Genomic DNA, 26002 nt, shown 5'->3' on the forward strand with positions numbered 1-26002 from the left:
CATGGCACAGATCAAGCTTTCCAATCTGCGACACAGCTACATGCCCACGCCGAAAGGCCCCGAGGACTATGCGCTGAAAGAAGTCGATGTCACGTGGCGCGACGGCGGAGCTTATGCGCTGCTGGGGCCGTCTGGCTGCGGCAAGTCCACTCTGCTGAATATCATCTCGGGACTGCTGACACCGTCTGAGGGTCAGATTCTGTTTGACGGTCAAGATGTTACGGCCCTGCCACCCGATCAGCGCAACATTGCGCAGGTGTTCCAGTTTCCGGTGATCTACGACACGATGACCGTGGGCGAAAACCTGGCCTTTCCCCTGAAAAACCGAGGCGTCGACCCCGCCAAAATCAAGCGGCGCGTCGATGAGATCGCCGAGATGCTGGACGTCACGGACATGCTGAACACCCGCGCCAGCGGCCTCAGCCCGGACAACAAGCAGAAGATCTCGATGGGGCGCGGGCTGGTGCGCGATGATGTGAACGCAGTGATGTTTGACGAACCGCTCACTGTGATTGACCCGCATCTGAAATGGAAGCTGCGCTCGAAGCTGAAAGAGCTGCACCAGAAAGTGCAGGCAACAATGATCTACGTGACCCACGACCAGACCGAGGCGCTGACCTTCGCGGATGAGGTGGTCGTGATGCAAGACGGCGAGGTCGTTCAGATCGGTACCCCTGTTGAGCTGTTCGAGCGCCCGCAGCACACCTTCGTTGGCCACTTCATCGGCTCCCCCGGCATGAATGTTCTGCCCTGCGAGGCCAAAGGCGACCGGGCCGTATTCGAGGGACATGAAGTGGTGCTAGAAGGCCCTACTCATGGCGACGGAGGACGCACCGATCTGGGTATCCGCCCGGAATATGTGGGCTTCGGCGATACCGGCATTCCGGCGCATGTCACCAAAGTGTCCGATATCGGCCGCCACTATGTGGTCAGTGCGATGGTCGGCAACACGGCCCTCAAGGCCGTGACCGAACACTCTGTGCCTGAACCGGGCTCACAGGTCTTCCTTCAATTCAAACCAGAACAATCCCGCGTTTACCGCGACGGCTGGATCGCAACCGAGGAGCGCAGCTGATGAGAACAGAAAACCAAAAAGCCTGGTTCTTTGTCCTGCCGGTGTTGGCACTGGTCGCGTTCAACGCGCTGGTGCCGATGATGACGGTGGTCAACTACTCGGTGCAGGAAACCTTCGGCAACAACCAGTTCTTCTGGGAGGGGCTTGGCTGGTTCGAGCAAATCCTGCGCTCAGATCGCTTCCAGGCCGCGCTGGGACGGCAGTTCCTGTTTACCTTCCTGATCCTTCTTATCGAAGTGCCTTTGGGCATCATCGTCGCCCTGTCGATGCCGCGCAAAGGGTTCTGGGTGCCGGTTTGTCTGGTCCTGATGGCCCTGCCGATGCTGATTCCGTGGAACGTGGTTGGTTCGATGTGGAACATCTTCACGCTGCCCAAGATCGGCCTGCTGGGCTACTTCCTGAATGATGTTCTGGGCATCAACTATGATATGACGCAACAGCCCCTTTCGGCTTGGATCACCGTCGTTGTCATGGATGTCTGGCACTGGACATCGCTGGTTGTGCTGCTGTGCTATGCGGGCCTCGTGTCGATCCCGGACGCGTACTATCAGGCCGCGAAGATCGACGGTGCCAGCCCTTGGTCGGTGTTCCGCTATATCCAACTGCCCAAGATGAAAACCGTTCTGACCATCGCCGTTCTGCTGCGCTTCATGGACAGTTTCAACATCTATACCGAGCCCTTCGTTCTGACCGGGGGTGGCCCGGGCAACTCAACAACCTTGCTATCGATCGACCTTGTGAAGATCGCGCTGGGACAGTTCGACCTTGGCCCTGCAGCTGCGATGAGCCTGATCTACTTCGCCATCACGTTGCTGGTCAGCTGGGTCTTCTACACTCTGATGACAAAGGATGACGCGCAATGAAGAAGCGGTCTCTTATCCCGATCCTCTATATCGCGTTTCTGATGCTGCCGATCTATTGGCTGGTGGCGATGTCCTTCAAGACCACGAACGAGATCCTGTCGGGCTTTTCTCTGTTCCCTCAGACCTTCACGCTGGAGAACTACACCACCATCCTCACCGATCCGACGTGGTACTGGGGTTACATAAACTCGATCATCTATGTGACGATCAACACGGTGCTGTCGGTCTGTGTGGCCTTGCCGGCGGCCTATGCGTTCTCGCGTTACCGCTTTCTGGGCGATAAGCAGCTGTTCTTCTGGTTGCTGACCAACCGGATGGCTCCGGCGGCGGTGTTCGCGCTGCCGTTCTTCCAGCTCTATTCCTCGATCGGGCTGTTTGACACCCATTTGGCCGTGGCTTTGGCGCATACGCTGTTCAATGTGCCTTTGGCGGTGTGGATTCTGGAAGGTTTCATGCGGGGTATCCCGAAAGAGCTGGACGAGACAGCCTATGTCGACGGCTATTCCTTCCCGCGTTTCTTCGTGACGATCTTCCTGCCCAACATCAAAGCGGGCGTCGGCGTCGCAGCCTTCTTCTGCTTCATGTTCTCGTGGGTCGAGATGCTGTTGGCCAAGACGCTTACGGCGGTTGAGGCCAAACCCATCGCCGCCGTGATGACCCGCACTGCATCCAGCGCAGGTTATGAGCTGGGCCTTCTGGCCGCTGCCGGAACCCTGACCATCATCCCCGGCGCCATCGTCATCTGGTTTGTCCGCAACTACATCGCGCGTGGTTTCGCGATGGGACGTGTATGAGGTTCGATATGCGCAAACTTCTTTTCATCCTTCCCTTCCTGCCCTCTGCGGTATTTGCCCAGCAGGCGGGTTGGGGCAGCGTCGGCCAGCAAGAGGAAAAAGGCTTTTCATGGACCGATCCGCTTTGGCCTGATTTCTGGATGGCTTGGACGCCAGCCACGCTGGCTTTGTTCGTCGGCATCTTCTCGGCCATTGCGCTGATCGGCGTGCTGGAAGGGTTCAAATTCCGCGATGGCATTGAACGCAAGGGCGTGCTGGGTCTGACCACAACGCTGGGCGACCGCCTGTTCATCACGCTGCTTGGCTCGGCCTATATCTTTCTGGCCTGGCTCGGTTTCGTTGGCCAACCGGTCTGGACACCGCTGTTTCTGTCCATCGGCTGGGGTTTCTTCGTTTTCTGGAAAGTTTAGGCTTTGACAAAACACGAAAGGATGCTTGTCTGACAGGCACACCAATCATGACGACACCAAGAGCGATGCGAAAGAAAAAGACGACAAATCTGCTGACCGAGGTTGAACTGGAGTTCATGAACGAGCTCTGGGCCCTAGGGGAAGGCTCGGTGCGTGATGTATTGGACCGCCTGCCACCGGAACGGAATCTGGCCTATACTTCAGGTGCAACGATCCTGCGTATTCTCGACGAAAAAGGTTTTGTCGAAAGCCGCAAGGACGGAAAAACCCTGATCTACAGCCCGCTTCTGGACAAGGATCGGTATCAGGCCCGCTCGCTTCAGAACCTCTCGCGGACGTTGTTTGACAACACACCAGCCTCGCTGGTGGCGCGCTTGGTCGATGATGCGGGTCTGAGCGAGGCGGATCTTGAGGATATTCGGGCATTGGTAGAAAGGAGACTGCAAAATGACAGCGGTTAAGCCGGTTCTCGATGCCTATCTCGAACTGAATTTTGTTCTGATCCTATCGGTCGTGTTGTGGTTCGCAGCTCGATTTGTCCTGTCTCGAACCTCGATGCGACTGTCCTTTTCCGATCAGTTTCGCCTGCTCAGAGCGCTGGTGCTTTGCCTTATGCTAAGCCCGCTGCTGGCTTTTGGGGCGGCGCATCTGTTCGAGTTCATCTGGCCAGGTCAGCCGATGGCCATCGGCGACGTAGCCGTTGCGGCTTATCTGAGGGGTGAGATCGCGCTACCTGCAACCCAGTTTGAAACACTGCTGAACACGCGCCAGCGCTGGGTCGAGGCGGCTTTGGATGGTAGCTCCGTCTGGGCGATTGCCGCTCTTGCGGCTTTGGCATTGGTCTCGTCCACGCTGGTCATCCGCGTGATCTGGGCTGCGTTGCAAATTCGTCAGACGGTGCTGGACAGTTTCCTGTGGAAACGCTCGGCCAAGGTGGATGTCCGTCTGTCGGATCACATCAAAGTTCCTTTTGCCGTGCGGGGCCTGCGCCGTCGTCACGTGATCTTGCCCAGCAACCTGCTGAACGACCGTCACGAATTGCGGTTCGCGATTGCGCATGAGTTCCAGCATGTCCGCAGCGGCGACGTCGAATGGGAGCTGGTGCTGGAGTTTCTGCGCCCGCTGTTTTTCTGGAATCCGGCCTATCACATCCTGCGCTATCAGTTTGAGCGGCTGCGCGAACTTGGTTGCGATCAGGCCATTGTTGCCAGACGCAGACTGGATACGGTGGACTATGCCAAATGCCTGCTGGACTATTGCGCCCACACCGTCTCGCGCGAGCGTCCGCAGGTTCTGAATGTTGCGCTGGTCAATGGGAATAAAGCGAAACGGGTGCTGCGACAGCGTGTGATCGCTTTGGCAGACGGACCCAAAGGGGGTCATCCGCTGCATGCGATGGTTCTGTCTTTCAGCCTGATCTTTGCGATTGTCCTGGCTTGGGGCTCCGCCAGTTTGCGCGAGACCGACGGGTGGAGCCAAGACCGGCTTATGCTTTCGACAGTGGTCAACCTTGAGCGGCTGGAACGTCGCAACAGCGGCAACTGACAAGTGACGTCTCGGTCAGACCGAGACGCCTTGAAGGACTTGATCCCGTGACACATCCTGCTTGCGGCCTTCCAGCAGGATTTCCCCCCGACGCAGCACCACAAACCGGTCGGCGAGGTCGTAGGCAAAGTCGAAATATTGCTCGACCAGTAGGATTGCCATCTGACCCTGATCGCGTAGGTGGCGGATCACTTCGCCGATCTGCTGGATGATGTTGGGCTGAATCCCCTCGGTGGGTTCGTCCAGCAGCAAGAGCCGGGGTTTTGTGATCAGCGCCCGGGCGATCGCCAGCTGTTGTTGCTGGCCACCGGACAAATCTCCACCGCGCCGATGCTGCATCTGGGCCAGAACCGGGAAAAGATCGAAGATCTCATCCGGCACGAAGTGTTCAGCCGCAGGAAGGCAGGCGAACCCGGTTTCGAGATTCTCGCGCACTGTTAGAAGCGGAAAAATCTCGCGCCCTTGCGGGACATAGGCGACACCTTTCCAGGCCATCTGATGCGCAGGCAGCGGGCCAAGGGCTTCGCCGTCCAGTGTCAGCGACCCGCCAGAGCGGGGATGGGTGCCCGAGATCGCCTTGATCAGGCTGGTCTTGCCGACACCATTGGTGCCCATCACACAGGTCACCTCACCCCTCTCGGCTTCCATTGAGATACCGTTGAGGATTTGTGAATGGCCGTAGTGCAGGGTCAGATCGTTCAGTTTCAGCATCGCTCAACGCCCCAGATAGACGTCGATGACGTCCTGATTTGATGTCACATGGTCCAGAGAACCCTCGGCCAGAACCGAGCCTTCGTGCAGGACGGTGACCTTGCAGTTCAGGCGGCGGACGAATTCCATATCATGTTCGACGACCACAACGGCGCGGGTCTTGGCGGCTTGAACCAGCAGATCAGTTGTGTGTTCGCGCTCCTGCGGGGTCATCCCAGCAGCAGGCTCGTCAACCAGCAGAAGGCGCGGTTCCTGCGCCAGCAGCATCCCGATCTCAAGCCATTGTTTCTGCCCGTGGCTCAGCTCACCGGATTTGCGGTCAAGCTCGTCCTTCAGGCCGATCTCATCGGCTAGCTCTTTGACTTTTTCCAGATCGTCCGCTGAGGGCCGATAGAATAAGACACCCAGCCACCCGCGCTTGTTCTTCAGGGCCATCAGGAGGTTTTCTCTAACGCTTTGGTCCTCGAACACGGTAGGTTTCTGGAATTTCCGACCAACCCCGGCCTGCGCGATTTTCGCCTCGCTCATCCGCAGCAATGAGACGGATTTCTCCCCCCAGATCACGCGGCCTTCGTCTGGCCGCGTCTTGCCTGTGACGATGTCCATGAAGGTCGTCTTTCCAGCCCCGTTCGGGCCAATCACGGCGCGCAGTTCGGCCTCGCCGATCTGGAAGGAGAGATTGTTGATGGCGCGGAACCCGTCGAAGGTAACCGAAACGCCGCTAACCTCTAGCAGAGTGCTCATTCCGTTGCCTCCTTTTCGCGCAGGGCGCTGTCGTCGGGGCCAAGCGGCGCACCGTGGCGCTGCGGCGCACGGCGGTTGGTCCAGAGGTCGAACAGGCCACCGATACCCTTTGGTGCGAACAGAGTTACCAGTACGAAGGAGACGCCCAGCAGCACCTGCCACCAGTCGACCCATTTGATCGTGTAGAACCCCAGCGGGATATCCGGCGCCTGTCCGCCGGTAAACCATGTGCTGAGCAGGCTGACGAAAGCCGCCCCGATCACCGCACCATACAGGCGACCACGCCCACCAATGGCGACCCAGACGGCCAGATAGATCGAAGCGATGGGGGCCATTTCCTCGGGGTTGATGATCCCGGCCTGCGGGTAGTAGAGCGCCCCCGCGATGGCTGCGATACAGGCAGTCAGGGTGAAGACAGCCAGTTTGTAAACCTCGACAGAATAGCCAAGGAACCGCACACGTGCCTCGTTGTCGCGGATGCCACGGATGACCGAGCCGAACTTGCCCGAAACAACCCAAGCCGCGAGTATATAGCCCAAGCCAAGTGCCAGCGCCGAGGCCCAAAGGAACCAGATCGACACCACGTCCTGCGAGGCGGTCACACCCGGCAGGTTTTGCAGGCCCGACAGGCCATTGTTGCCGCGCAATCCGCTGTCGTTCTGGAACAGGTAGAGGGCCAACGCGAGCGTCATGGCTTGGGTCAGGATCGACAGGTACACGCCTGTCACCCGGCTGCGGAAGGCCAGCCAGCCGAAGATCAGCGCCAGAAGTCCGGGCACCAAAACGACCAGTATCAGTTGCAGGGTCAGGCTATGGGAAAAGGCCCAGATCAGCGGAAAATCCGATGATCCGACCACGCCAAAAATCTGTGTACCGATAGCGTCCACGACCTCAGCCGGGGTCGGTGGGATTTCGGCTTGCGACAGAGACTCGACCACGATCAGGCGCGTGCGTTCGTACATCAGCCACATGCCGATCATGTAGCCTCCTAGCCCGAAGAAGGCGAAATGGCCCAGCGAGAGGATGCCGGTAAAGCCCCAGACCAGATCCATCGCCACGGCAATCAGGCACAGGCACAGGGTCTTGCCCAACGTCTTGACGAAACTGGTTGAGATCACGCCGATCCCGAACCCTTCGGACAGGACGGTCACGCCCAATGTGAACAGGGACAGGATGGCCAGAAAGACAAGTACGGAGGGGTTCTTGGCGACAAAGCTGCGTTCCATGGCTCAATCCCCCGCCGCGCGGCCTTTGAGGGCGATGATGCCCCGTGGCCGGAACTGGATGAAAATGATGATGAAGATGATCATGTAGGTCTGCGCCGCGAGGGTGTTCGACGGGTTCATCCACTCGATGCCCTTTTGCAGGAAGCCAATCATGCCTGCGCCCGCCAGCGCGCCCCAGATGTTGCCGACCCCGCCGACAACCACGGTCATGAAGCTTTGCACGATATAGTCGCTGCCCAGATCAGACGTGACCTTGGCGAACAGACCAATCGCAACTCCTGCGATCCCTGCGATGCCGGAGCCAAGACCGAAAGTCAGCATGTTCACCCGCCCCGGATTGATCCCCATCGACCCCGCCATGCGTGGGTTCTGAGTCACCGCGCGCATTTCTAGCCCCAGCCGGGTGCGCTTCATGATGTAAAGGAAAAGTCCCAGAAAGATCAGCGCCAGAACGAAGATCGCGATACGGATATAGCTGATCGAGACCACATCGTTCAGCACCCACGCCCCGTCCAGCCAGCCGGGCGCGGTCAGCGGTCGGGCCTGCGTACCAAAGATGTTCTTGGCCAGCTGTTGGAGGGCAATCGAGATGCCGAACGTCGCCAGTAGCGTCTCTAACGGGCGGGCGTAGAGCCAGCGGATTACCAGCCGCTCCATCGCGACGCCCATGGCGAAGGTGACGGCAAAAGCCATCGGAATGGCGACGATGATCGACAGCGTATGGTCGGGGATGAATTGCTGAACCACATAGCCGGTGTATGCGCCCATCATGATGAACTCACCGTGGGCCATGTTGATCACACCCATCACGCCAAAGGTGATAGCCAGACCGATGGCAGCGAGGAAATAGATCGACGCCAATGAGATTGCGTCCAGTGTCAGGTCGAGGGTCTGGTTCAATCCGACCTTCAGCTCGATCTGTTCCAGCGCCTTTTCGGCTGCGGTTGTGATTTCGGGTGAGGGTTCGGCATAGGTCTCAAAGAAGACATGCGTTTCCAACGCAGAATCGATGTCGGCCTCGGTGATCAAAGCAGGCACGAGGCCGGCTTCGGCTAAAACAGCGTAAGCCTGAGCACGCGTGGTGTCAGAGTTCAGCTGCGCGACAGGAATGCCCCCCACGCGGCCTCCGTCGATATTGGCGGCCAGTGCGGCGCGTATGTCGTCGGGCGATGTACGCGGTGCGGCAAGTTCTTTGGCAACCAACAGATCATATGCCTCATCCCGCGACAGGGCTTCTGATCCGGGATCTAGAATGGCGGCGATATTCGCATCAGAGGGCAGATCTGTGCCCGTATGTCGATTCGTCACGACCAAAGGGTTCAGAGCCGCGCGGACGTCCACACCCAGATCGTCGGACATGTCTTCAATCGCAGCCACACGTGCTGCGGTATCTTCGTCGTAGCCGATGGTCAGCAACCGCTCGAGACGTTGCTTCTGCGCTTTCAGATCGGCATCGGGCTCGTCCTCAATTGAGGCGCGCAGCGGCTCCAGCAGAGCGCCTTCGGGATCGCGTTGGATAGACGTCAAGGCGGCCAGACGTTTCGCACGATCCGGGTCGGTCAGTTGGAACTGAACCAAAGCCGTCCCGATCATCGCGCGAATGCCGCTATTGGGTTTCAACTGTTTCAGATCGGATTTTTGATACGTGCCAACGACTTCTCCGGTGTCGAAATCGGTCAGCTCATACGAGCGGCCCTCGGCCTTTTTACCCGAAAAGAACAGGCCGTCCGACTTGCGCATCCACACGTCTTTGGCGGCCCATGTCTCAAGCATCACCTGCGCTTGCGGTAGACCGCTGCTGGCAATCGCATCAATCGCCGGTTTGATCGTCTTGCGCGAGCTTTTGGCGATGATTTCCTGATGCTCTTGCAGGATCGGTTGCAAACCGCTCTCTTGCGCATTGGCCGGTAGGCAGGCGCACAGGATTGCGAGACCCGCAAGGAATAGTCGTAACATGAGGTGAAACCCGAGGTGTCTTTAGGGCAAGGCGGGCGATGATACCCGCCTTGCTAGAAGGTTAGTAATTCGACAGGGTCTGAACGCAGGTTTTGGTCTCGGTGTTGTACATACCGCAACCCAGCTCTTTCCAATCCGAGATCAGAACCGCCGATTCTGGCAGGAAGTCGGTCCATGCATCACCTGGAACGACGTCTGTTTCGCTGATGATATCGAACTGGCCATCTTCCTGAATCTCACCGATCAGAACCGGCTTGGCCAGGTGGTGGTTCGGCAGCATCACGGCAGTGCCACCGGTCAGGTTCGGGAATTCCTGCCCGTACATCGCGGCGCGCACGGCGTCGACCTCGGTCGAGCCCGCCTCGGTCGCGGCGTTTACCCACATGTTGAAGCCAATGTAATGCGCCTCCATCGGGTCGTTGGTCACGCGTTCTTCACCCATGGTGGCTTTCCACGTCTCAACGAATTCGGCGTTCACATCGGTATCTGCCGACTGGAAGTAGTTCCACGCGGCCAGGTGACCGACCAGGTTGGTGGTATCCAGACCCGAGAGTTCTTCCTCACCGACCGAGAAGGCTACGACCGGAATGTCATCCGCCGAAACGCCCGCAGCCGCCAGCTCTTTGTAGAATCCTATGTTTGCGTCGCCATTGATGGTCGAGATCACGCCGACTTTCTTACCATCTGCACCCAGCGCGACTACGTCCGCCACGATCTTGGACCAGTCAGAATGACCAAAGGGCGTGTAGTTGACGAAGATATCCTCGTCCGCGATGCCTTTACCCTTCAGATAGCTTTCCAGAATATTGTTGGTGGTCCTGGGGTAGACATAGTCCGTGCCGAGCAGAGCGAATTTCTCGACCCCCAGTTCCTCCAGAAAATAGTCGGTTGCAGGGATTGCCTGCTGGTTCGGCGCGGCACCGGTGTAGAAGACGTTCTTGGAGGATTCTTCGCCTTCATACTGAACTGGGTAGAACAGCAGGCCGTTCAGCTCTTCGATCACGGGAAGAACCGATTTACGGCTGACCGAGGTCCAGTTGCCAAAGATCACGTCCACCTCATGCACGGTCAGCAGCTCGCGCGCTTTTTCGGCAAATAGCGGCCAGTCCGAGGCCGGGTCGACAACAACCGCCTCAAGCTGCTTGCCCAGCAGGCCACCCTTGGCGTTTTGCTGATCGATCAGCATCAGCATCGTGTCTTTCAGCGTCGTTTCGGAGATTGCCATCGTGCCGGACAGCGAATGCAGCACGCCAACCTTGATCGTGTCTTCAGCCGACAGTGCGGCGGTGGCCATGGCGGCAAATACCAGTGATCCGGCGAGCGTGGATTTGAGCGATTTCATGTAATCCTCCTGGGCGGGGCCGGGAGAGAGGGCTTGCACAAAGGCGCACTCTTCTTCTACCTGATCCCCGCAACTGTTGTTGCGTTATCGTGTGGCGGTTGTGTTCGAGGTCCAATTCGCGCAGCCGTCACACACCCTTCGAGATGTTTCCCCCGACGAGCACCCATACGGTTTCTGCATCGCGGCAATCTTGGCAACCTGTCGGTCAGGTAAATGCAAAAATCAGCCGCATCTGATTAATTTTTAATCCATTGCCCGACTGTGTGCCAAAAATTTGGTCACCTGCATCGGTTTTGTGTTCGATTACGACACCCGAGAATGGTTTTCCGCCATCCGAGACCCGAAACACAGGGCATGAACTGACGCCTCGGGGGTGACCAATTACGCGACTTGCCCATATAACGCCCATCACGGACAAAACCCCTCCCCGTGCCAAGGGGGCCGTGTCGATTAGCACCAAACCGTTGGGCATGCGGTCGGTTCTGGACGTATTCCGCCAATCTGGTTCTTTTAAGTGCTTGTTCCCGCGCGCAGAATCGCACGCGTTGGATGCGGTTCTGTTGAACACTGCTGGTGGCGTCACCGGTGGGGATGCGTTTCGGTTCTCCGGAACAGCTGGTGAAGGTACTACGCTGACGATGACGACGCAGGCCTGTGAGCGCGCTTACAAGGCGCAGCCCGGCCCCTATGGACAGGTCGTCAATCACATGACCGTCGCATCCGGTGCTCGCATGAACTGGATGCCGCAAGAGACAATCCTGTTCAACGGCAGTGCTCTGGATCGTCGGCTATTGGTCGAAATGGAGCCGGACGCGACGCTGCTTATGGTGGAACCCTTGGTCTTCGGGCGCGCGGCGATGGGCGAAACTCTGACCGATATCCGTCTGCGGGACCGGATCGAAATTCGGCGCGGCGGAGTCCCTCTGTTCTTGGATACAATGCGATTTGAAGGCGACATGCACGCCCATCTCGCGAAACTTCATATCGCAGACGGGGCGGGTGCAATGGCGCTCGTCGTCTTTGCCTGCAGTTCGGCCGAAGGGCAGTTGGACACGGTGCGCCAGATGCTGCCCGACACGGCGGGTGCCACGCTGATCCAAAACGATCTGCTGGTGATCCGGATGCTGGCCGAAAACAGCTTTGCCCTGCGCCGTGCGCTGATGCCGGTTCTGCGGCAACTCAACAACAACACTCTTCCCCGATGCTGGATGATCTGAGATGAACCTGACCCCTCGTGAAAAAGACAAACTGATGGTCGCCATGGCCGCCGAAGTTGCCCGCAAGCGCCTTGCCCGAGGGGTCAGGCTGAACCACCCCGAGGCTATCGCTCTGATCAGCGACGCTGTGGTCGAAGGTGCGCGCGACGGTCGCTCGGTGGCTGACATGATGCAGGCCGGGGCCGAAGTGATCACCCGAGACCAATGCATGGAGGGCGTGCCCGAGATGATCCATGAGGTTCAAGTCGAAGCCACCTTTCCCGACGGCACCAAGCTTGTGACTGTCCACAACCCCATTCGCTAACAAAGGAACCAAGATATGACCCGTATGCTCTTCCCCGCCCTGATCGTTGCAGGCCCTGCCGCCGCCCACACCGATACGCATATCCATGCGCACGGCATGGACTACGCGACCCTTGGCGTTGGCCTGGCGGTTGTCGCACTGGCCGCAATCGCGCTGATGATAGAGTTGAACAAATGATACCCGGAGAGCTGTTCCCGGCCGAGGGTGAGATCACCCTGAATGCAAGTGCAAAGGCAATCACTCTGATGGTCGCCAATACCGGCGACCGCCCGGTTCAGGTCGGCTCGCACTATCATTTCGCCGAAACCAACCCGGCGCTCGACTTCGACCGAGCAGCGGCACACGGGCTGCGCCTGGACATCGCGCCGGGCACCGCCGTTCGGTTCGAGCCTGGTCAGGCGCGCGAGGTCTCGCTGATCCCAATCGGCGGCGCGCGTAAGGTCTATGGGTTCAATCAAAAGGTCATGGGGTCGCTCTGATGCCAGCAACAATCAAACGTTCTGACTATGCCGCCATGTTCGGCCCCACCACCGGCGACAAGCTGCGGCTGGCCGATACCGATCTGGTGATCGAGGTCGAACGCGACCTGACCGCTGAACGTGCGGGCGCTGCCGCTACTGGTGGGACGGGCGAAAATGCGCTGCTCTACGGCGAAGAGGTCAAGTTCGGCGGCGGCAAGGTGATCCGCGATGGGATGGGGCAGTCTCAGGCCACTCGGGCCGAGGGGGCCGTGGATACGGTTATCACCAATGCGCTGATCGTGGATCACTCGGGTATCTACAAGGCGGATGTGGGTCTGAAAGACGGGCGTATCGCCAAGATCGGCAAGGCCGGGAATCCCGATACTCAGCCCGGCGTCGATATCATCATCGGTCCCGGCACCGAGGCTATCGCGGGCGAGGGGCGCATCCTGACTGCAGGGGGCTTCGACAGCCATATCCACTTTATCTGCCCTCAGCAGATCGAAGATGCGCTGCATTCCGGCCTGACCACTATGTTGGGAGGGGGGACGGGCCCTGCGCATGGCACTCTGGCCACCACCTGCACACCCGGGCCTTGGCACATCGGGCGGATGTTGCAGGCCGCCGATGCGTTTCCGATGAACCTGGCCTTTGCGGGTAAAGGCAATGCCTCTCTGCCTGCGGCGCTGGAGGAGCAGGTCAACGCAGGTGCCTGCGCTCTGAAACTGCATGAGGATTGGGGCACGACCCCCGCCGCCATCGATTGCTGCCTCTCGGTGGCCGACGCGATGGATGTGCAAGTCATGATCCATACCGACACGCTGAACGAATCCGGTTTTGTCGAGAACACCGTGGGCGCCATGAAAGGCCGCACGATCCACGCTTTCCACACCGAAGGCGCAGGCGGCGGCCACGCCCCCGATATCATCAAGATCTGCGGCGAAAACCACGTTTTGCCGTCTTCAACCAACCCCACACGGCCTTTCACCGTGAACACGGTGGAAGAGCATTTGGATATGCTGATGGTGTGCCACCACCTCGACAAATCCATCCCCGAGGACGTGGCCTTTGCCGAAAGCCGCATCCGGCGCGAGACGATCGCGGCCGAGGATATCCTCCACGACATGGGCGCGTTCAGCATCATTGCCTCGGACAGTCAGGCTATGGGCCGGGTCGGAGAAGTTCTGATCCGTACATGGCAGACCGCCGACAAGATGAAGAAGCAACGCGGCCGTCTGTCCGAGGAAACAGGTGACAATGACAACTTGCGGGTCCGTCGTTACATCGCGAAATACACCATCAACCCGGCGATTGCGCACGGCCTGAGCCATCAGATTGGCAGTATCGAGGAAGGCAAACGCGCCGATCTGGTCCTGTGGAACCCGGCCTTTTTCGGGGTGAAGCCCGAAATGGTCTTGTTGGGTGGCACTATCGCCTGTGCACAGATGGGCGACCCGAATGCCTCGATCCCTACGCCGCAGCCGGTCTATAGCCGCCCCATGTTCGGAGCTTACGGCCGGTCGGTTGAAAACTCGGCGATCACATTTGTCTCGGAGGCTGCGCAAGCGGGCGGGATTGGTGATACACTGGGTCTGGCGAAACAAACCGTCGCCGTGCGCAACACGCGCGATATCGGCAAGCAGGATTTGCTGTTGAATGACGCAACGCCCCAGATCGAGGTTGACCCGGAAACCTATGAGGTCCGAGCCGATGGGGAGCTGCTCACCTGTCAACCTGCCGAAGTGCTGCCGATGGCGCAGCGCTATTTCATGTTCTGATTTGAAAAAGGAGGCCACGATGACCACTGCGATCAAAACCGCCCGAATCTATCACGATCACCACCACGATCCGGCGCATGCTCAGGTCTCGCTGGACTATGACGGGCGTTTTCTGCGCCGTAAAATGCTGGCCACAGATGATGGTGAGTCCTTTTTGGTCGATCTGGCGCACACGAAATCCCTCGACCATGGTGGGGTTCTGGTGCTGGAGGATGGGCGCGAGATTGAAATCATCGCCGCACCGGAAGAGTTGCTGGAAATCAGCGGGGATAATCTGCTGCACCTTGCGTGGCATATTGGTAATCGCCACACACCTTGTCAGATCGAAACCGACCGGCTCCTGATACAACGCGATCATGTCATTCGAGACATGCTGCTGAAACTGGGGGCCGAAATCCAAGAGGTCGTTGAACCTTTCACCCCCGAAGGCGGCGCTTATGGTCATGGCAGGACACATGGCCACGCCCACTAATTCCGATATCCTGACCTTGGTGCAATGGTTGTCACCGGCCTATCCGGTTGGCGGCTTCGCCTATTCTCATGGGTTGGAGGCCGCTATTGAACTTGGTTCGGTTGCCTGCCCTCAGGATACGGGCGCCTGGGTGTCGGACGTATTAGAGCATGGCTCTGGCTGGAACGACGCGCTTTTTCTGGGGGCGGCCTACGCGGCCGAAACCCCGGTCGACTTGACCGACATCGACGCCACAGCCCGCGCGTTCAGCGCCTCATCCGAGCGGTTGATGGAAACCAGTTTGCTCGGACAGGCGTTTGGAACCGTGACCGGGGATGTCTGGGGCTTGGAGTTGCAGCACCTGACCTATCCGGTGGCGGTAGGGCGTGCGGCACGATTGCAGAATTTGCCGTTGCCATTGGTTACTGAGATGTTCCTGCAGGCGTTCCTGAGCAATCTGGTCGCCTGCGCAACGCGCCTTGTTCCCTTGGGGCAAACCGATGCGCAGCGGCTGATACGGGACCTGACACCCCTCTGTGCAACGATTGCCGCAAAGGCGCAGGACGCGGGTCTGGAGGACCTCAGTTCGACGAGCTTCCTCCCGGATATCGCGGCAATGAAGCATGAAACACAGTATTCAAGGATTTTCCGAACATGAGCAGTACGAACGGCCCCCTTCGTGTCGGCATCGGAGGCCCCGTCGGCGCGGGCAAAACCACCCTGACCGCCGCGCTGTCTGAAGCGTTGCGCGATGTCTGTTCGGTAGGCGTGATCACCAACGACATCTACACCCAAGAGGACGCAGAGGCGCTGATGCGGATGCAGATCCTGCCTCAGGACAGGATCATCGGCGTTGAAACCGGCGGTTGCCCTCATACCGCAATCCGTGAGGACGCCTCGATCAACCTTGCGGCCGTGGCCGAGATGCAATCGCGCCACCCGGAGATTGAGGTCGTGCTGATCGAAAGCGGCGGCGATAACCTGTCGGCGACGTTCAGCCCTGAACTGGCGGATGTGACGCTCTACGTGATTGATGTGGCTGCGGGCGAAGAAATCCCGCGCAAGGGTGGGCCTGCGATCACGAAATCGGATCTGCTGATCATCAACAAAACCGATCTCGCCCCGCATGTGGGCGCGTCACTTGAGGTGATGCAGAAAGACGCCACGCGCATGCGCAAAGGCCGACCATTCTTGTTTGCCTCGTTGCGTCAACGGCAGGGCGTGCCCGAAATCGTCAGCGCACTTGCTGCGATTGGTGGGCTTGAAACCGCCTGAAGGAAAGCAGTCGCCGCAGATCGGAGCGGCGACTGTCACTTCATACTTGGAGTGTTATGTTGTCTAGAGGCCGACCGGGGCGATCAGGCCCCGACATTCACCACCATCTTGCCGAAATTCTCACCGCGTAGCAGCTGGTTCAGCGCCTCGGGTGCGGCCTCCAGCCCCTCGACCATGTGCTCGCGATATTTGACCGATCCGTCCTGAATCCAGCCGGTCATATCCCGGACGAACTCCTTGTAGAGCGAGGCCGGGAAGCTGTCGAAGATGATGAACCCCTGTGCCTTCACTTTCATCCGCAGCAGTGTGCCCATGATCGCAGGCCCCATATCCGGGCCATCCGGCAAGCCAGGCAGGTTGTACCACGAGACCACGCCGCAGATCGGGATGCGCGCAAAAGCGTTCAGCAAAGGCAGGACACCGTAAAGCACCTTGCCGCCAACATTTTCGAAGTAGACGTCAATCCCATCCGGGCAGGCGGCCCGCAATTGATCAGCGAAATCGGCAGCTTTGTGGTCGATACAGGCGTCGAAGCCCAGATTTTCCACCACATGCGCGCATTTCTCGGCCCCGCCCGCAACGCCAACGACCCGGCACCCTTTGATCTTGGCGATCTGCCCGACGGTTGCTCCGACCGGGCCGGAAGCGGCAGCAACGACCACAGTTTCTCCGGGCTTGGGTTCGCCGATCTGTAGCAACCCGGCATAAGCGGTGTAGCCGGGCATACCCAGAATACCCAACGCCCAGGACGGGTTTTGGGGCGCTTTCCCCATGTTTATGACCTCGGTCCCGTCCGAGATCGCATAGTCCTGCCAACCACTGCCCGAAAGCACGTAGTCGCCCGCCTCGAAACCGTCGAGGTTCGAGGTCAAAACCTCTCCCACAACTTGTCCGGTCATGACCCCGCCAATCGCCACAGGCTCGGCATAGGATTTTGCGTCATTCATCCGCCCGCGCATATACGGGTCCAGTGACAAGTAGCAGGTGCGGACCAGCATCTCTCCTGCACCCGCAGTAGGGATATCCCTTGTCTCCAGCCGCAGAGTATTGTCATCGGGTTCACCCTTTGGGCGTTCGTTCAAAACGATGCGGCGGTTTGTGTCTGCAGTCTGGGGCATGATCTTGTCTCTCTGCTGAGTCTGGTTTGTCGCGCCGGCACGTCACAAGCGTCGGGGCCTCGAATTTTGTCACACCGTTCTGTATTTCGGGCGGCGCGTCAATCTTTTCACACCTTTGTGCCGCAGGGTTTGCTCAGCAAAACAGCAGGGTTGAAGATTGCCGTTGATTCTACATTTTCCGGCGCGTTTTCCGTTTGACTGCGCCGCAAAACAATTTAAGCCTTCGCAAAGAGATAGCCCCCCAAAGCAGACCTTCGCATGCCATCCAGCTTAGAAATACCAGCGACGTTGGGCCGCCGACCCGGGCATCCCTACAGGAAGGCCTATGATTGGTGGCCGCCCCCATCCCCGCGCTGAGATTGAACCCGAATTTCAACTCAACGCGAAAGACTAAAATGACAACTCAAACTCTCTCGAAACCGGTTCAGGTTGAACTGGCCGAAACACATGTGCGTATCACCTGGCCCGACCATATGACCGGGGATTTCCCATTCATCTGGCTACGCGAAAACGACCCTGCTGGGTTCCACCCACAGACGCAGGAGCGCCTGACCGACCTCACCGCCATTGCGCTGGATATCAAGGCCGTGCAGGCCTTCCAGTCCGACAACAGCCTGCATGTTGTTTGGGCCAAAGATCAGGCGCCCACCGTTTTTGATCTGGACTGGCTGCGCGATCGCCGCCCTGGGCAACCTGCTTTCGATTCGGCCGATACCGGTTTTGTCACATGGCGGGCCGAACTCTCGCCCGCCGGTATTCCCCGCGCGAACGCCGATGGGTTGCTGACACAGGACAGCGCTTTGAAGGACTGGTTGATCGCAGCGCGTCAATACGGGCTGAGCATCGTGGACCATCTAGCCGACAGCACTGAGGCTGGCATGGATGTCGCGCGCCGGATCGGCTTTCTGCGCGAGACAAATTTTGGACTAACCTTCGAAGTCAAATCCAAACCCAACCCGAACAATCTTGCCTATACGCCGGTTGCGTTGCCGCTGCACACTGACCTTACCAATCAGGAACTGCCTCCGGGGTTCCAGTTCCTGCACTGTCTCGCAAACGAGGCTGAGGGCGGTGAGTCGCTGTTCTGCGATGGCTATGCGGTGGCAGAGGATCTGAAACTGGAAGACCCCGATGCCTTTGACGCCCTGTGCGACATCTCGATCCCGTTCCGGTTCCATGATAGAGAAACGGACATCCACTCGCGTAAACGGGTCATCACCTGCGATGAAAACGGCGACGTGATCGAGATCTGCTTCAACGCGCATCTGGCGGATTTCCTTGATATCGAGCCCGCTCTGATGCCGCGCTACTACCGCGCCTATCAGAAGTTCATGGCGATGACGCGCGATCCCAAATACCTGCTTCAGCTCAAGCTGAAGGGGGGCGAAATGGTGGTCTTTGACAACCGCCGCGTACTGCATGGGCGGTCGGCCTTCGATCCCAATACAGGCCGCCGCCACCTGCATGGGTGCTACGTGGACCGTGGTGAATTCGAAAGCCGCCTGCGCGTTCTGTCGCGCTAAACGCCTGACATTAAAGCAGCGCCGTCTTGGGGCGGCGCTGTCCCTCTACACTCTGTTGCGGAAGGCCGAGGGGGTCTGCCCGAACTCGGCCTTGAAGGCGCGGGTCATAGCACTGGCATTTTCATACCCAGACCGACCGGCGATTTCGGCGATGGATTGCTCGGTTTCTTCGGTCAGCCTGCGCGCAAGGTTCAGACGCAACCGACGATAGAGCGCTTGCGGCGTGGTTTTCAGGTCCGCCTGAACGCGCATTTCCAGCCGTTTCTGAGTGCAGCCCGCTTTGCGCGCGACCTGCGTGATCGACAGCGGTGTTTCAAGGTTTGCTTGCATGATGGCCAGGGCGCGATTCACCAGAGTGTCTTCGGTTTGCATCGGTAAGGCATAGTGGTCGCTCCGGCCACGGCTCATAAACAGATGGGCGACCTCCATCGACAACAGCGGGCCGTGATCCGTGCGGATAAGCGCCAGTGCAAGATCAAACGCCGCCATCGCCCCGGAACAGGTCAGACGAGCGCCATCAATGACATAACGCTCTTGTACGACGTCCACGGCTGGAAAGGCTTCTTCAAATCGGGAAAGCTCATCCCAGTGAATGGTCGCGCGCTGCCCATCCAACAACCCGGCCTGCGCCATCAACCAGCTGCCGGTATCCAGCCCGGCCACCTGTTCGTGCCTTTTTGCAGCCGCCAACAGGGCGCGTAGGGTACGGGGCGTGCCCAATTGCAAGAACCCGTAGGAGGGCATCACGACCAGAACATCCCCTTTGTGGTCGGTCAAGGCGACATCCGGCGTCACCGCAAGCCCGCTGGAGCTGTGGACGGGTTCTCCGTCAACGGAACAGAACCGCCACTCATACAAAGACTGCCGGGACAGAGTGTTTGCCGCCCGCAGAGGCTCGACCATGTTGGCGAGGCAGTGGTTCGAGAATCCATCGAACAGCAGAATGTTAAATCTGTGACTCAAAATTTTACCAACTTTGCATGATAGATGGCGAAAACTGCATGCCGTGACCATGAGGAATCTCGTTTCCTGCGTCAATCACCTATCCAAGGATATCGCGCCATGCAGTTTGGTCTGACCGAAGAACAGGACATGATCGTCTCGACAGTCCGCAGCTTTGTCGAAAACGAAATCTACCCACATGAGGCCGAGGTCGAACGCACCGGTCAGGTGCCGCATGAGCTGGGCGAAGAGATCAAACAGAAATGCATCAATCTGGGTTTTTATGCCTGCAACTTCCCCGAAGAGGTTGGCGGCGCAGGCCTTTCGCATCTCGACTTTACGCTGGTCGAGCGCGAGCTGGGTCGTGGCTCGATGGCTTTGACCCATTTCTTCGGTCGTCCGCAGAACATTCTGATGGCCTGCAATGATGAACAGCGCGAACGCTATTTGCTGCCAGCTGTGCGTGGCGAAAGGATGGATGCGCTGGCGATGACCGAACCGGATGCGGGCTCGGACGTGCGTGGGATGAAGTGTCAGGCTGTAAAGGATGGTGGCGATTGGGTCATCAACGGTTCCAAACACTTCATCTCGGGCGCAGAACACGCGGATTTCTTCATCGTCTTCATTGCGACCGGTGTGGATGAAACACCAAAAGGGCCAAAAAAACGGATCACAACCTTCTTGGTGGATCGCGGAACGCCCGGGTTTCAGGTGCGCGAGGGGTATAACTCGGTCAGCCACAAGGGCTACAAGAACTACATCCTCTACTTCGACAATTGCCGCCTGCCGGACGCTCAGGTTCTGGGCGAGGTCGATGGTGGTTTCGCGGTCATGAACGAGTGGCTCTATGCGACCCGTTTGACGGTTGCGGCATTCTCGGTGGGTCGGGCGCGGCGCTGTTTCGACTATGCGCTGAACTATGCTGCCGAGCGCAAGCAGTTCGGCCAGCCCATCGGCAAATTCCAGGGCATTGGGTTCCAGATCGCCGATATGATCACCGAGATTGATGCCGCGGATTGGCTGACTCTGTCTGCTGCCTGGCGCCTGGACGAAAACCTGCCTTCGAACCGCGAAATCGCCTCGGCTAAGCTTTATGCCTCGGAAATGCTGGCGCGGGTCACCGACGCGACGCTGCAAATCTATGGTGGCATGGGTCTGATGGACGACTTCCCGATCGAACGCTTTTGGCGTGACGCGCGGGTTGAGCGGATATGGGATGGCACCAGCGAAATCCAGCGTCACATCATCAGCCGTGATCTTCTGCGTCCACTGGGCGCCTGACGATGACCAAAGACCTCACCCGGCTTTTGCGCCCGAACTCCATCGCTGTGATCGGTGGTGGAGCTTGGTGTCAGCAGGTCATTCTACAGTCTGAACGTACGGGTTATGCGGGTCAGATCTGGCCTGTTCATCCTAAAGCAACCGAGATCGCTGGCCATGGGGCCTATGCCAGACTCGAAGACCTGCCAGCATCGCCGGATGCCGTTTTCATCGGCATCAACCGCCATGCCACGATTGAGGCGGTGCGCACCCTTTCTGCCACCGGCGCGGGTGGAGCGGTGTGTTTTGCGTCAGGTTTTTCCGAGGCCGCGGCTGAGGATGACACAGGCGGCGATCTGCAGGCACAATTGGTGGCAGCAGCGGGCGACATGCCCATTCTGGGACCCAATTGCTATGGTTTCATAAACGCGCTAGACGGGGCTTTGTTGTGGCCCGACCAACACGGGGCCAAGCCGGTCGACTCTGGCGTTGCGATCCTGACGCAAAGTTCGAATATCTCGATCAACCTGACCATGCAGAAACGCGCGCTGCCCATCGCCTATATGGTGACCTGCGGGAACATGGCGCAAACCAGTCAGGCGCAGATTGCCTCGGCCTTGCTGGACGATCCGCGTGTGACTGCAGTTGGCCTACATATTGAAGGCTTCAAAGACATCCGCGAATGGGAGGCTCTGGCGCAGAAGGCCCACTCCAAAGGTATCCCTCTGGTGGCGCTCAAGGTCGGCGCGTCCGAGCAGGCTCAGGCCGCAACCGTGTCGCATACCGCCTCTCTGGCCGGAAGCGACACGGGTGCGCAGGCCATTTTGGAGCGTCTCGGCATTCCACGCCTATCGGCCTTGCCCGATTTTCTGGAGACGCTGAAACTGCTGCATTGCTATGGCCCGCTTCCGGGTAACAACATAGCCTCGATCAGCTGTTCCGGCGGTGAGGCGAGCCTGATCGCTGACATGGCCGTTGGAACCGGGTTGTCCTTTCCCCGCCTAAGCGACGGTCAGAAAGCCCACCTGCGAGAGGCACTCGGACCGATGGTGGCGCTGAATAACCCACTGGACTACCACACTTATATCTGGCGGGATGAAGCGGCGATGGCACAGGCTTGGGCTGGGATAACGGGCGACGACATCGATCTGACTTTCTCGATCCTCGACTATCCGACCACGGATGCGAGCGACTGGGTCTATGCCTCGCGTGCGGCAATGAAAGTGCGTGCGGAGACCGGCGCGCGATTTGCTGTTGCCGCGACTTTGCCCGAGTTGCTGCCCGAAGATGTAGCGCAAGAGCTTATGAACGGCGGCGTGGTGCCCTTCATGGGGCTGCGCGAAGCTCTTGCCGCAACCGAAGCGGCGGGCCAGATCACAGCTCCTTCAGACACACCGGTCACACTGCCCGGAACGGCCGAGGCCAATCGGACTCTCACCGAAGGCGAGTCCAAACGCGTTCTGGCCGAGCACGGATTGCGCATCCCGCAAAACCGCACAGTCGCAGGTGCCGACCAGGCGCGCGCTGCCGCTCAGGACATGGACGCGCCCTTTGCGGTCAAGGGCGTGGGGCTGGCTCATAAGTCAGAACACGCGGCCGTGCGATTGGGTGTTCTTGCCGAAGACGTGGCCGACGTCGCCGCGGACATCGGCACCCCTGAAATTCTGATCGAAGAGATGATCACCGGAACAGTAGCTGAGCTACTTGTGGGTGTGGTGCGCGACCCAGCGCATGGATTTGTCCTGACTCTGGGTGCAGGCGGTGTGCTGACCGAAGTGCTACGCGATTCCGCCTCCCTGCTGGTGCCCAGTTCCGCTGACGACATCCGCAGCGCTTTGGGCAAATTGAAGATTGCACCGCTTCTGGCAGGCTATCGCGGTCAACCGGCGGCTGATATGGATGCCATCGTGGCCGCTGTTGAGGTCGTTCAGGCCTATGTCATGGAAAACGCCGATACGCTTGGCGAGGTCGAAATTAACCCGCTCCTCTGCACGCCCGACAAGGCGGTGGCCGTGGATGCCCTCATCAGAAAGGCCTGAGATATGGACCCGATCAAAACCCGCCGTGATGGCGCGATTCTTGAGGTCACATTGGACCGGCCCAAAGCCAATGCCATTGATCTGGCGACCAGCCGCATCATGGGTGACGTCTTTGCCGAGTTCCGCGACGACCCGGACCTGCGCGTCGCGATCCTGACAGGTGCGGGAGAGAAGTTCTTTTGCCCCGGATGGGACCTGAAAGCCGCAGCCGATGGCGATGCGGTCGATGGGGACTATGGTGTTGGCGGTTTTGGCGGTCTGCAGGAATTGCGCGACATGAACAAACCCGTCATTGCAGCCGTGAACGGCATTGCCTGCGGCGGAGGTCTGGAGCTTGCGCTATCCGCCGACATGATCCTCGCCGCAGACCATGCGAGTTTTGCCCTGCCGGAAATTCGCTCGGGCACCGTGGCTGATGCGGCCAGTGTCAAACTGCCCAAGCGCATCCCGTACCACATCGCGATGGAGTTGCTGCTCACGGGTCGCTGGTTCGACGCGGAAGAGGCCGACCGTTGGGGCTTGGTGAATGAGATCGTAGCCGCGGATCAGCTGATGGATCGCGCGTGGGAGCTGGCCCGCCTGTTGGCCTCGGGCCCGCCGCTGGTTTATGCCGCGATCAAAGAGGTCGTTCGCGATGCCGAAGACAGCAAGTTCCAGGACACCATGAACCGTATTACCAAGCGGCAACTGCGAACTATCGATACGCTCTATGCCAGTGAGGACCAGATGGAAGGCGCGCGCGCATTTGCAGAAAAGCGCGATCCTGTCTGGAAGGGCAAGTAAGCAAATCTGGGGTCTGAACCCCCTCGGCGGCTCCGTCTTTCGATGGGGCCGAAACACCTGATCAGCTGCGCCTAACGCTTTTTGCGAGGCCGGCTAACGGATTGCATTCGCGTGTCATATTGCAATAGGACATGCCTGTCCCTCGGGACATCAGCACCTCAAACATGTGCCGCAATCCGCACACAGCCAAACCGAAAACCCATGCCACGCAATCCTTGAATTGTTTAGCCAGCAACAGAAACGGTTGCCTGAATCCAGCCGCATGTGAACAATAAGTCTTGACTATGTGTCATTTATTTTTCCTAACTAACCAGTCAATCAAAAAAACAGGGAGGCTCCAGTGAAAGCCCTAACCACCATTTCAACCCTTGCCATTCTGGCATCTGCCGGGGCGGCATTGGCCAATTGCGACGAGGTCGTATTCTCGGATGTCGGCTGGACCGATATCACGGCGACCACTGCCGCGACGACAACAATTCTTGACGCTTTGGGGTATGATACCGAGATCAAGATCCTTTCCGTTCCAGTGACTTACACCTCGATGGCCGAAGGCGATATCGACGTGTTCCTGGGCAACTGGATGCCGACGATGGAAGGCGATATCGCGCCCTATCGCGAGGCGGGAACAGTTGAAACCGTGCGCGCGAACCTAGAAGGCGCCAAGTACACGCTGGCCGTCAACGCGGCTGCCGCCGAGTTGGGCATCAAGGATTTCGGCGATATTTCAGCGCACTCCGATGCTCTGGACGGCAAAATCTTCGGAATCGAGCCGGGCAATGACGGCAACCGCCTGATTCAGTCCATGATCGACGGCGATTCGTTTGGCCTCTCTGGTTTCGAAGTCGCAGAAAGCTCTGAACAAGGCATGCTGGCGCAGGTCGATCGCGCCTCGCGCAAGGGCGATCCGATTGTGTTCCTGGGCTGGGAACCGCACCCGATGAACGCCAATTTCGAGATGTCCTACCTGACCGGTGGTGATGAGTTCTTTGGCCCCAACTTCGGCGGCGCGACCGTGTTCACCAACACCCGCAAAGGCTATGCCGAGGAATGCCCGAATGTTGGCGCGCTGTTGAACAACCTGGAATTCTCTCTGGCGATGGAAAACGAGATCATGGCCGCGATTCTGGATGGTGGCGAAGACCCGGCAGATGCAGCCAGCGCATGGCTGAAAGCCAACCCGGATGCCTATACCCCATGGCTGGACGGTGTCACGACCCGTGACGGTGGTGACGCCGTCGCCGCAGTAAGCGCAGCACTGGGTCAATAACCTTAAACGCCCTTCGCCGCGTGTCTGTGGCGGAGGGCTTTTTTGTGGCCTGATCTCAGGCCCGGAATACTCTGAAAGGCAGACAGATGGATTGGCTGACCGACAACAAGATACCCGTCGGCAAGACGGCCCGAGCGGTTTTTGAATGGCTCCAAGAAATAGGGGAGCCATTTTTCGATTGGTTGTCCTGGGTTCTTGAGGCGCTGATTGATGGCATATTGTGGGTGCTGCAAACCCCGCATCCTTTGATCGTTGTGGGCGTCTTCGTAGGCATCACGTGGCTGTTGCAGCGGAATTGGAAAGTTTGCCTGTTCGTGGCGCTGGGGTTCCTGTTCATTCTCAATCAGGGATATTGGGAAGAAACGACGGAAAGCCTGACTCTGGTTCTATCCTCCTGTCTGGTCTGTATGGCGATTGGCGTGCCTATTGGCATCGCGGCGGCGCATAGGCCCAAGCTTTACGTGGCGATGCGGCCGGTGCTGGACCTGATGCAAACCCTGCCGACCTTCGTCTACCTGATCCCTGCGATCGTATTCTTTGGTATCGGCATGGTGCCGGGCCTGATCGCAACCGTGATTTTCGTGTTGCCCGCTCCGATCCGCCTGACCCATCTGGGTGTTTCCTCGACCCCGACCCCTCTGCTTGAGGCGGCTGAGGCCTTTGGCGCGACCAAATCCCAGACCCTGTGGAAGGTCGAACTGCCTTACGCACTGCCGCAGATCATGACAGGGCTGAACCAGACCATCATGCTTTCGCTGTCGATGGTTGTGATTGCCGCTCTGGTCGGTGCTGACGGCTTGGGTGTTCCAGTCGTACGGGCGCTCAATCAGGTGAACACGGCCCTTGGTTTCGAGTCTGGCTTTGTCATCGTTGTTGTTGCGATCATCCTCGATCGCGTCCTCAGAGTGGAGCATTGAT

Annotated in this window: 27 protein-coding genes; 20 read left to right on the top strand and 7 right to left on the bottom strand. The window is 58.8% G+C overall.

What is annotated here, in order from left to right; translation table 11 throughout:
* Position 1: 1 nt before the first annotated feature.
* From ACR0B5_RS05075 to ACR0B5_RS05100, 6 genes are all read left to right on the top strand, one after another.
* Positions 2–1075, top strand: a complete 1074-nt coding sequence (locus tag ACR0B5_RS05075; protein ID WP_480538876.1) for an ABC transporter ATP-binding protein — start codon at positions 2–4, stop codon at positions 1073–1075.
* Positions 1075–1938 (top strand): carbohydrate ABC transporter permease, encoded by an 864-nt coding sequence (locus tag ACR0B5_RS05080; protein WP_085807799.1) that lies wholly within the window; start codon positions 1075–1077, stop codon positions 1936–1938. The genes ACR0B5_RS05075 and ACR0B5_RS05080 overlap by 1 nt, the downstream gene beginning before the upstream one ends.
* Entirely contained in the window at positions 1935–2732 is a 798-nt protein-coding gene (locus ACR0B5_RS05085; protein ID WP_170378551.1) for a carbohydrate ABC transporter permease, read from the top strand. Before ACR0B5_RS05080 ends, ACR0B5_RS05085 begins: the two co-directional genes overlap by 4 nt.
* Before the next feature lie 8 nt (positions 2733–2740).
* Positions 2741–3142 (top strand): DUF2160 domain-containing protein, encoded by a 402-nt coding sequence (locus tag ACR0B5_RS05090; protein WP_480538877.1) that lies wholly within the window; start codon positions 2741–2743, stop codon positions 3140–3142.
* A 65-nt stretch (positions 3143–3207) separates the two neighbouring features.
* Complete coding sequence (locus ACR0B5_RS05095; protein WP_170378547.1) at positions 3208–3603, top strand: BlaI/MecI/CopY family transcriptional regulator; 396 nt, start codon at positions 3208–3210, stop codon at positions 3601–3603.
* Positions 3590–4687, top strand: a complete 1098-nt coding sequence (locus tag ACR0B5_RS05100) for a M56 family metallopeptidase (protein ID WP_480538878.1) — start codon at positions 3590–3592, stop codon at positions 4685–4687. The genes ACR0B5_RS05095 and ACR0B5_RS05100 overlap by 14 nt, the downstream gene beginning before the upstream one ends.
* Positions 4688–4702: 15 nt before the next feature.
* On the opposite strand, the gene urtE is transcribed toward ACR0B5_RS05100, so the two are convergent.
* The 5 genes from urtE to urtA form a co-directional block, all read right to left on the bottom strand.
* Positions 4703–5398 (bottom strand): urea ABC transporter ATP-binding subunit UrtE, encoded by a 696-nt coding sequence (urtE, locus tag ACR0B5_RS05105; protein ID WP_170467337.1) that lies wholly within the window; start codon positions 5396–5398, stop codon positions 4703–4705.
* A gap of 3 nt (positions 5399–5401) precedes the next feature.
* Positions 5402–6142 carry an urea ABC transporter ATP-binding protein UrtD gene (gene urtD, locus ACR0B5_RS05110; protein WP_170479001.1) on the bottom strand — a complete coding sequence of 247 codons (741 nt, stop codon included), beginning with the start codon at positions 6140–6142 and terminating at the stop codon, positions 5402–5404.
* Positions 6139–7368 (bottom strand): urea ABC transporter permease subunit UrtC, encoded by a 1230-nt coding sequence (gene urtC, locus ACR0B5_RS05115; protein ID WP_480538881.1) that lies wholly within the window; start codon positions 7366–7368, stop codon positions 6139–6141. The genes urtD and urtC overlap by 4 nt, the downstream gene beginning before the upstream one ends.
* A 3-nt stretch (positions 7369–7371) precedes the next feature.
* The gene (gene urtB, locus ACR0B5_RS05120) at positions 7372–9324 is read right to left on the bottom strand and encodes an urea ABC transporter permease subunit UrtB (RefSeq protein ID WP_480538883.1); all 1953 of its coding nucleotides are present in this window, start codon (positions 9322–9324) and stop codon (positions 7372–7374) included.
* Positions 9325–9385: 61 nt separating this feature from the next.
* Entirely contained in the window at positions 9386–10666 is a 1281-nt protein-coding gene (gene urtA / locus ACR0B5_RS05125; RefSeq protein ID WP_480538885.1) for an urea ABC transporter substrate-binding protein, read from the bottom strand.
* A 443-nt stretch (positions 10667–11109) separates the two neighbouring features.
* On the opposite strand from urtA, the gene ACR0B5_RS05130 reads away from it, so the two are divergent.
* The 8 genes from ACR0B5_RS05130 to ureG are packed head-to-tail and all read left to right on the top strand — an operon-like array spanning position 11110 to position 16152.
* Positions 11110–11883: an urease accessory protein UreD gene (locus tag ACR0B5_RS05130; RefSeq protein ID WP_480538887.1), complete on the top strand. Its 774-nt coding sequence runs from the start codon at positions 11110–11112 to the stop codon at positions 11881–11883.
* A gap of 1 nt (position 11884) precedes the next feature.
* Positions 11885–12187: an urease subunit gamma gene (locus ACR0B5_RS05135; RefSeq protein ID WP_480538888.1), complete on the top strand. Its 303-nt coding sequence runs from the start codon at positions 11885–11887 to the stop codon at positions 12185–12187.
* A gap of 15 nt (positions 12188–12202) precedes the next feature.
* Positions 12203–12364 carry a hypothetical protein gene (locus ACR0B5_RS05140; RefSeq protein ID WP_475219644.1) on the top strand — a complete coding sequence of 54 codons (162 nt, stop codon included), beginning with the start codon at positions 12203–12205 and terminating at the stop codon, positions 12362–12364.
* Positions 12361–12666, top strand: a complete 306-nt coding sequence (locus ACR0B5_RS05145; RefSeq protein ID WP_170643278.1) for an urease subunit beta — start codon at positions 12361–12363, stop codon at positions 12664–12666. Before ACR0B5_RS05140 ends, ACR0B5_RS05145 begins: the two co-directional genes overlap by 4 nt.
* On the top strand, positions 12666–14426 hold the full coding sequence (gene ureC / locus ACR0B5_RS05150) for an urease subunit alpha (RefSeq protein WP_480538891.1): 1761 nt from the start codon (positions 12666–12668) through the stop codon (positions 14424–14426). Before ACR0B5_RS05145 ends, ureC begins: the two co-directional genes overlap by 1 nt.
* 19 nt (positions 14427–14445) lie before the next feature.
* On the top strand, positions 14446–14898 hold the full coding sequence (gene ureE / locus ACR0B5_RS05155; RefSeq protein WP_170549323.1) for an urease accessory protein UreE: 453 nt from the start codon (positions 14446–14448) through the stop codon (positions 14896–14898).
* Positions 14870–15535, top strand: a complete 666-nt coding sequence (locus ACR0B5_RS05160) for an urease accessory protein UreF (protein ID WP_480538893.1) — start codon at positions 14870–14872, stop codon at positions 15533–15535. Before ureE ends, ACR0B5_RS05160 begins: the two co-directional genes overlap by 29 nt.
* Positions 15532–16152 (top strand): urease accessory protein UreG, encoded by a 621-nt coding sequence (gene ureG / locus ACR0B5_RS05165; RefSeq protein WP_480538895.1) that lies wholly within the window; start codon positions 15532–15534, stop codon positions 16150–16152. The genes ACR0B5_RS05160 and ureG overlap by 4 nt, the downstream gene beginning before the upstream one ends.
* An 83-nt stretch (positions 16153–16235) precedes the next feature.
* Here the strand turns inward: ureG and ACR0B5_RS05170 are convergent, their stop codons facing one another.
* The gene (locus ACR0B5_RS05170; protein WP_480538897.1) at positions 16236–17270 is read right to left on the bottom strand and encodes an NADP-dependent oxidoreductase; all 1035 of its coding nucleotides are present in this window, start codon (positions 17268–17270) and stop codon (positions 16236–16238) included.
* A gap of 473 nt (positions 17271–17743) precedes the next feature.
* Here ACR0B5_RS05170 and ACR0B5_RS05175 point away from each other — a divergent pair, with 473 nt between their 5' ends.
* Positions 17744–18793, top strand: a complete 1050-nt coding sequence (locus ACR0B5_RS05175; protein ID WP_480539303.1) for a TauD/TfdA family dioxygenase — start codon at positions 17744–17746, stop codon at positions 18791–18793.
* A gap of 45 nt (positions 18794–18838) precedes the next feature.
* Here ACR0B5_RS05175 and ACR0B5_RS05180 read toward each other — a convergent pair whose 3' ends face one another.
* A complete protein-coding gene (locus ACR0B5_RS05180; protein WP_480538899.1) occupies positions 18839–19756 on the bottom strand; it encodes a GlxA family transcriptional regulator in 918 nt (305 codons plus the stop codon).
* Between the two features lie 99 nt (positions 19757–19855).
* Between ACR0B5_RS05180 and ACR0B5_RS05185 the strand changes: the two genes are divergently transcribed.
* The 5 genes from ACR0B5_RS05185 (at position 19856) to choW (ending at position 26001) form a co-directional block, all read left to right on the top strand.
* The gene (locus ACR0B5_RS05185; protein WP_480538901.1) at positions 19856–21016 is read left to right on the top strand and encodes an acyl-CoA dehydrogenase family protein; all 1161 of its coding nucleotides are present in this window, start codon (positions 19856–19858) and stop codon (positions 21014–21016) included.
* A 2-nt stretch (positions 21017–21018) separates the two neighbouring features.
* On the top strand, positions 21019–23034 hold the full coding sequence (locus tag ACR0B5_RS05190; RefSeq protein ID WP_480538903.1) for an acetate--CoA ligase family protein: 2016 nt from the start codon (positions 21019–21021) through the stop codon (positions 23032–23034).
* 3 nt (positions 23035–23037) lie between these two features.
* The gene (locus tag ACR0B5_RS05195) at positions 23038–23817 is read left to right on the top strand and encodes a carnitinyl-CoA dehydratase (protein ID WP_480538905.1); all 780 of its coding nucleotides are present in this window, start codon (positions 23038–23040) and stop codon (positions 23815–23817) included.
* Positions 23818–24157: 340 nt separating this feature from the next.
* Positions 24158–25084, top strand: coding sequence for a choline ABC transporter substrate-binding protein (choX, locus tag ACR0B5_RS05200; RefSeq protein WP_170478964.1), 927 nt, complete (start codon positions 24158–24160; stop codon positions 25082–25084).
* 86 nt (positions 25085–25170) lie between these two features.
* Positions 25171–26001: a choline ABC transporter permease subunit gene (gene choW / locus ACR0B5_RS05205; protein ID WP_170378502.1), complete on the top strand. Its 831-nt coding sequence runs from the start codon at positions 25171–25173 to the stop codon at positions 25999–26001.
* The last annotated feature ends 1 nt before the right edge of the window (position 26002 follow it).

It is taken from the genome of Ruegeria sp. AG1 (assembly GCF_056541705.1).

Coding starts and splice junctions, on each gene's coding strand:
- urtA (WP_480538885.1), bottom strand. CDS start 10,666: ATGAAATCGCTCAAATCCACGCTCGCCGGATCACTGGTATTTGCCGCC.
- ACR0B5_RS05190 (WP_480538903.1), top strand. CDS start 21,019: ATGACCAAAGACCTCACCCGGCTTTTGCGCCCGAACTCCATCGCTGTG.
- ACR0B5_RS05175 (WP_480539303.1), top strand. CDS start 17,744: ATGACCGGGGATTTCCCATTCATCTGGCTACGCGAAAACGACCCTGCT.
- urtD (WP_170479001.1), bottom strand. CDS start 6,142: ATGAGCACTCTGCTAGAGGTTAGCGGCGTTTCGGTTACCTTCGACGGG.
- ACR0B5_RS05170 (WP_480538897.1), bottom strand. CDS start 17,270: ATGCCCCAGACTGCAGACACAAACCGCCGCATCGTTTTGAACGAACGC.
- ACR0B5_RS05160 (WP_480538893.1), top strand. CDS start 14,870: ATGGCAGGACACATGGCCACGCCCACTAATTCCGATATCCTGACCTTG.
- ACR0B5_RS05080 (WP_085807799.1), top strand. CDS start 1,075: ATGAGAACAGAAAACCAAAAAGCCTGGTTCTTTGTCCTGCCGGTGTTG.
- ACR0B5_RS05085 (WP_170378551.1), top strand. CDS start 1,935: ATGAAGAAGCGGTCTCTTATCCCGATCCTCTATATCGCGTTTCTGATG.
- ACR0B5_RS05075 (WP_480538876.1), top strand. CDS start 2: ATGGCACAGATCAAGCTTTCCAATCTGCGACACAGCTACATGCCCACG.
- ureG (WP_480538895.1), top strand. CDS start 15,532: ATGAGCAGTACGAACGGCCCCCTTCGTGTCGGCATCGGAGGCCCCGTC.
- urtE (WP_170467337.1), bottom strand. CDS start 5,398: ATGCTGAAACTGAACGATCTGACCCTGCACTACGGCCATTCACAAATC.
- urtC (WP_480538881.1), bottom strand. CDS start 7,368: ATGGAACGCAGCTTTGTCGCCAAGAACCCCTCCGTACTTGTCTTTCTG.
- ACR0B5_RS05135 (WP_480538888.1), top strand. CDS start 11,885: ATGAACCTGACCCCTCGTGAAAAAGACAAACTGATGGTCGCCATGGCC.
- ACR0B5_RS05145 (WP_170643278.1), top strand. CDS start 12,361: ATGATACCCGGAGAGCTGTTCCCGGCCGAGGGTGAGATCACCCTGAAT.
- ACR0B5_RS05185 (WP_480538901.1), top strand. CDS start 19,856: ATGCAGTTTGGTCTGACCGAAGAACAGGACATGATCGTCTCGACAGTC.
- ureC (WP_480538891.1), top strand. CDS start 12,666: ATGCCAGCAACAATCAAACGTTCTGACTATGCCGCCATGTTCGGCCCC.
- ACR0B5_RS05090 (WP_480538877.1), top strand. CDS start 2,741: ATGCGCAAACTTCTTTTCATCCTTCCCTTCCTGCCCTCTGCGGTATTT.
- urtB (WP_480538883.1), bottom strand. CDS start 9,324: ATGTTACGACTATTCCTTGCGGGTCTCGCAATCCTGTGCGCCTGCCTA.
- ACR0B5_RS05100 (WP_480538878.1), top strand. CDS start 3,590: ATGACAGCGGTTAAGCCGGTTCTCGATGCCTATCTCGAACTGAATTTT.
- choW (WP_170378502.1), top strand. CDS start 25,171: ATGGATTGGCTGACCGACAACAAGATACCCGTCGGCAAGACGGCCCGA.
- ureE (WP_170549323.1), top strand. CDS start 14,446: ATGACCACTGCGATCAAAACCGCCCGAATCTATCACGATCACCACCAC.
- ACR0B5_RS05095 (WP_170378547.1), top strand. CDS start 3,208: ATGCGAAAGAAAAAGACGACAAATCTGCTGACCGAGGTTGAACTGGAG.
- ACR0B5_RS05195 (WP_480538905.1), top strand. CDS start 23,038: ATGGACCCGATCAAAACCCGCCGTGATGGCGCGATTCTTGAGGTCACA.
- ACR0B5_RS05140 (WP_475219644.1), top strand. CDS start 12,203: ATGACCCGTATGCTCTTCCCCGCCCTGATCGTTGCAGGCCCTGCCGCC.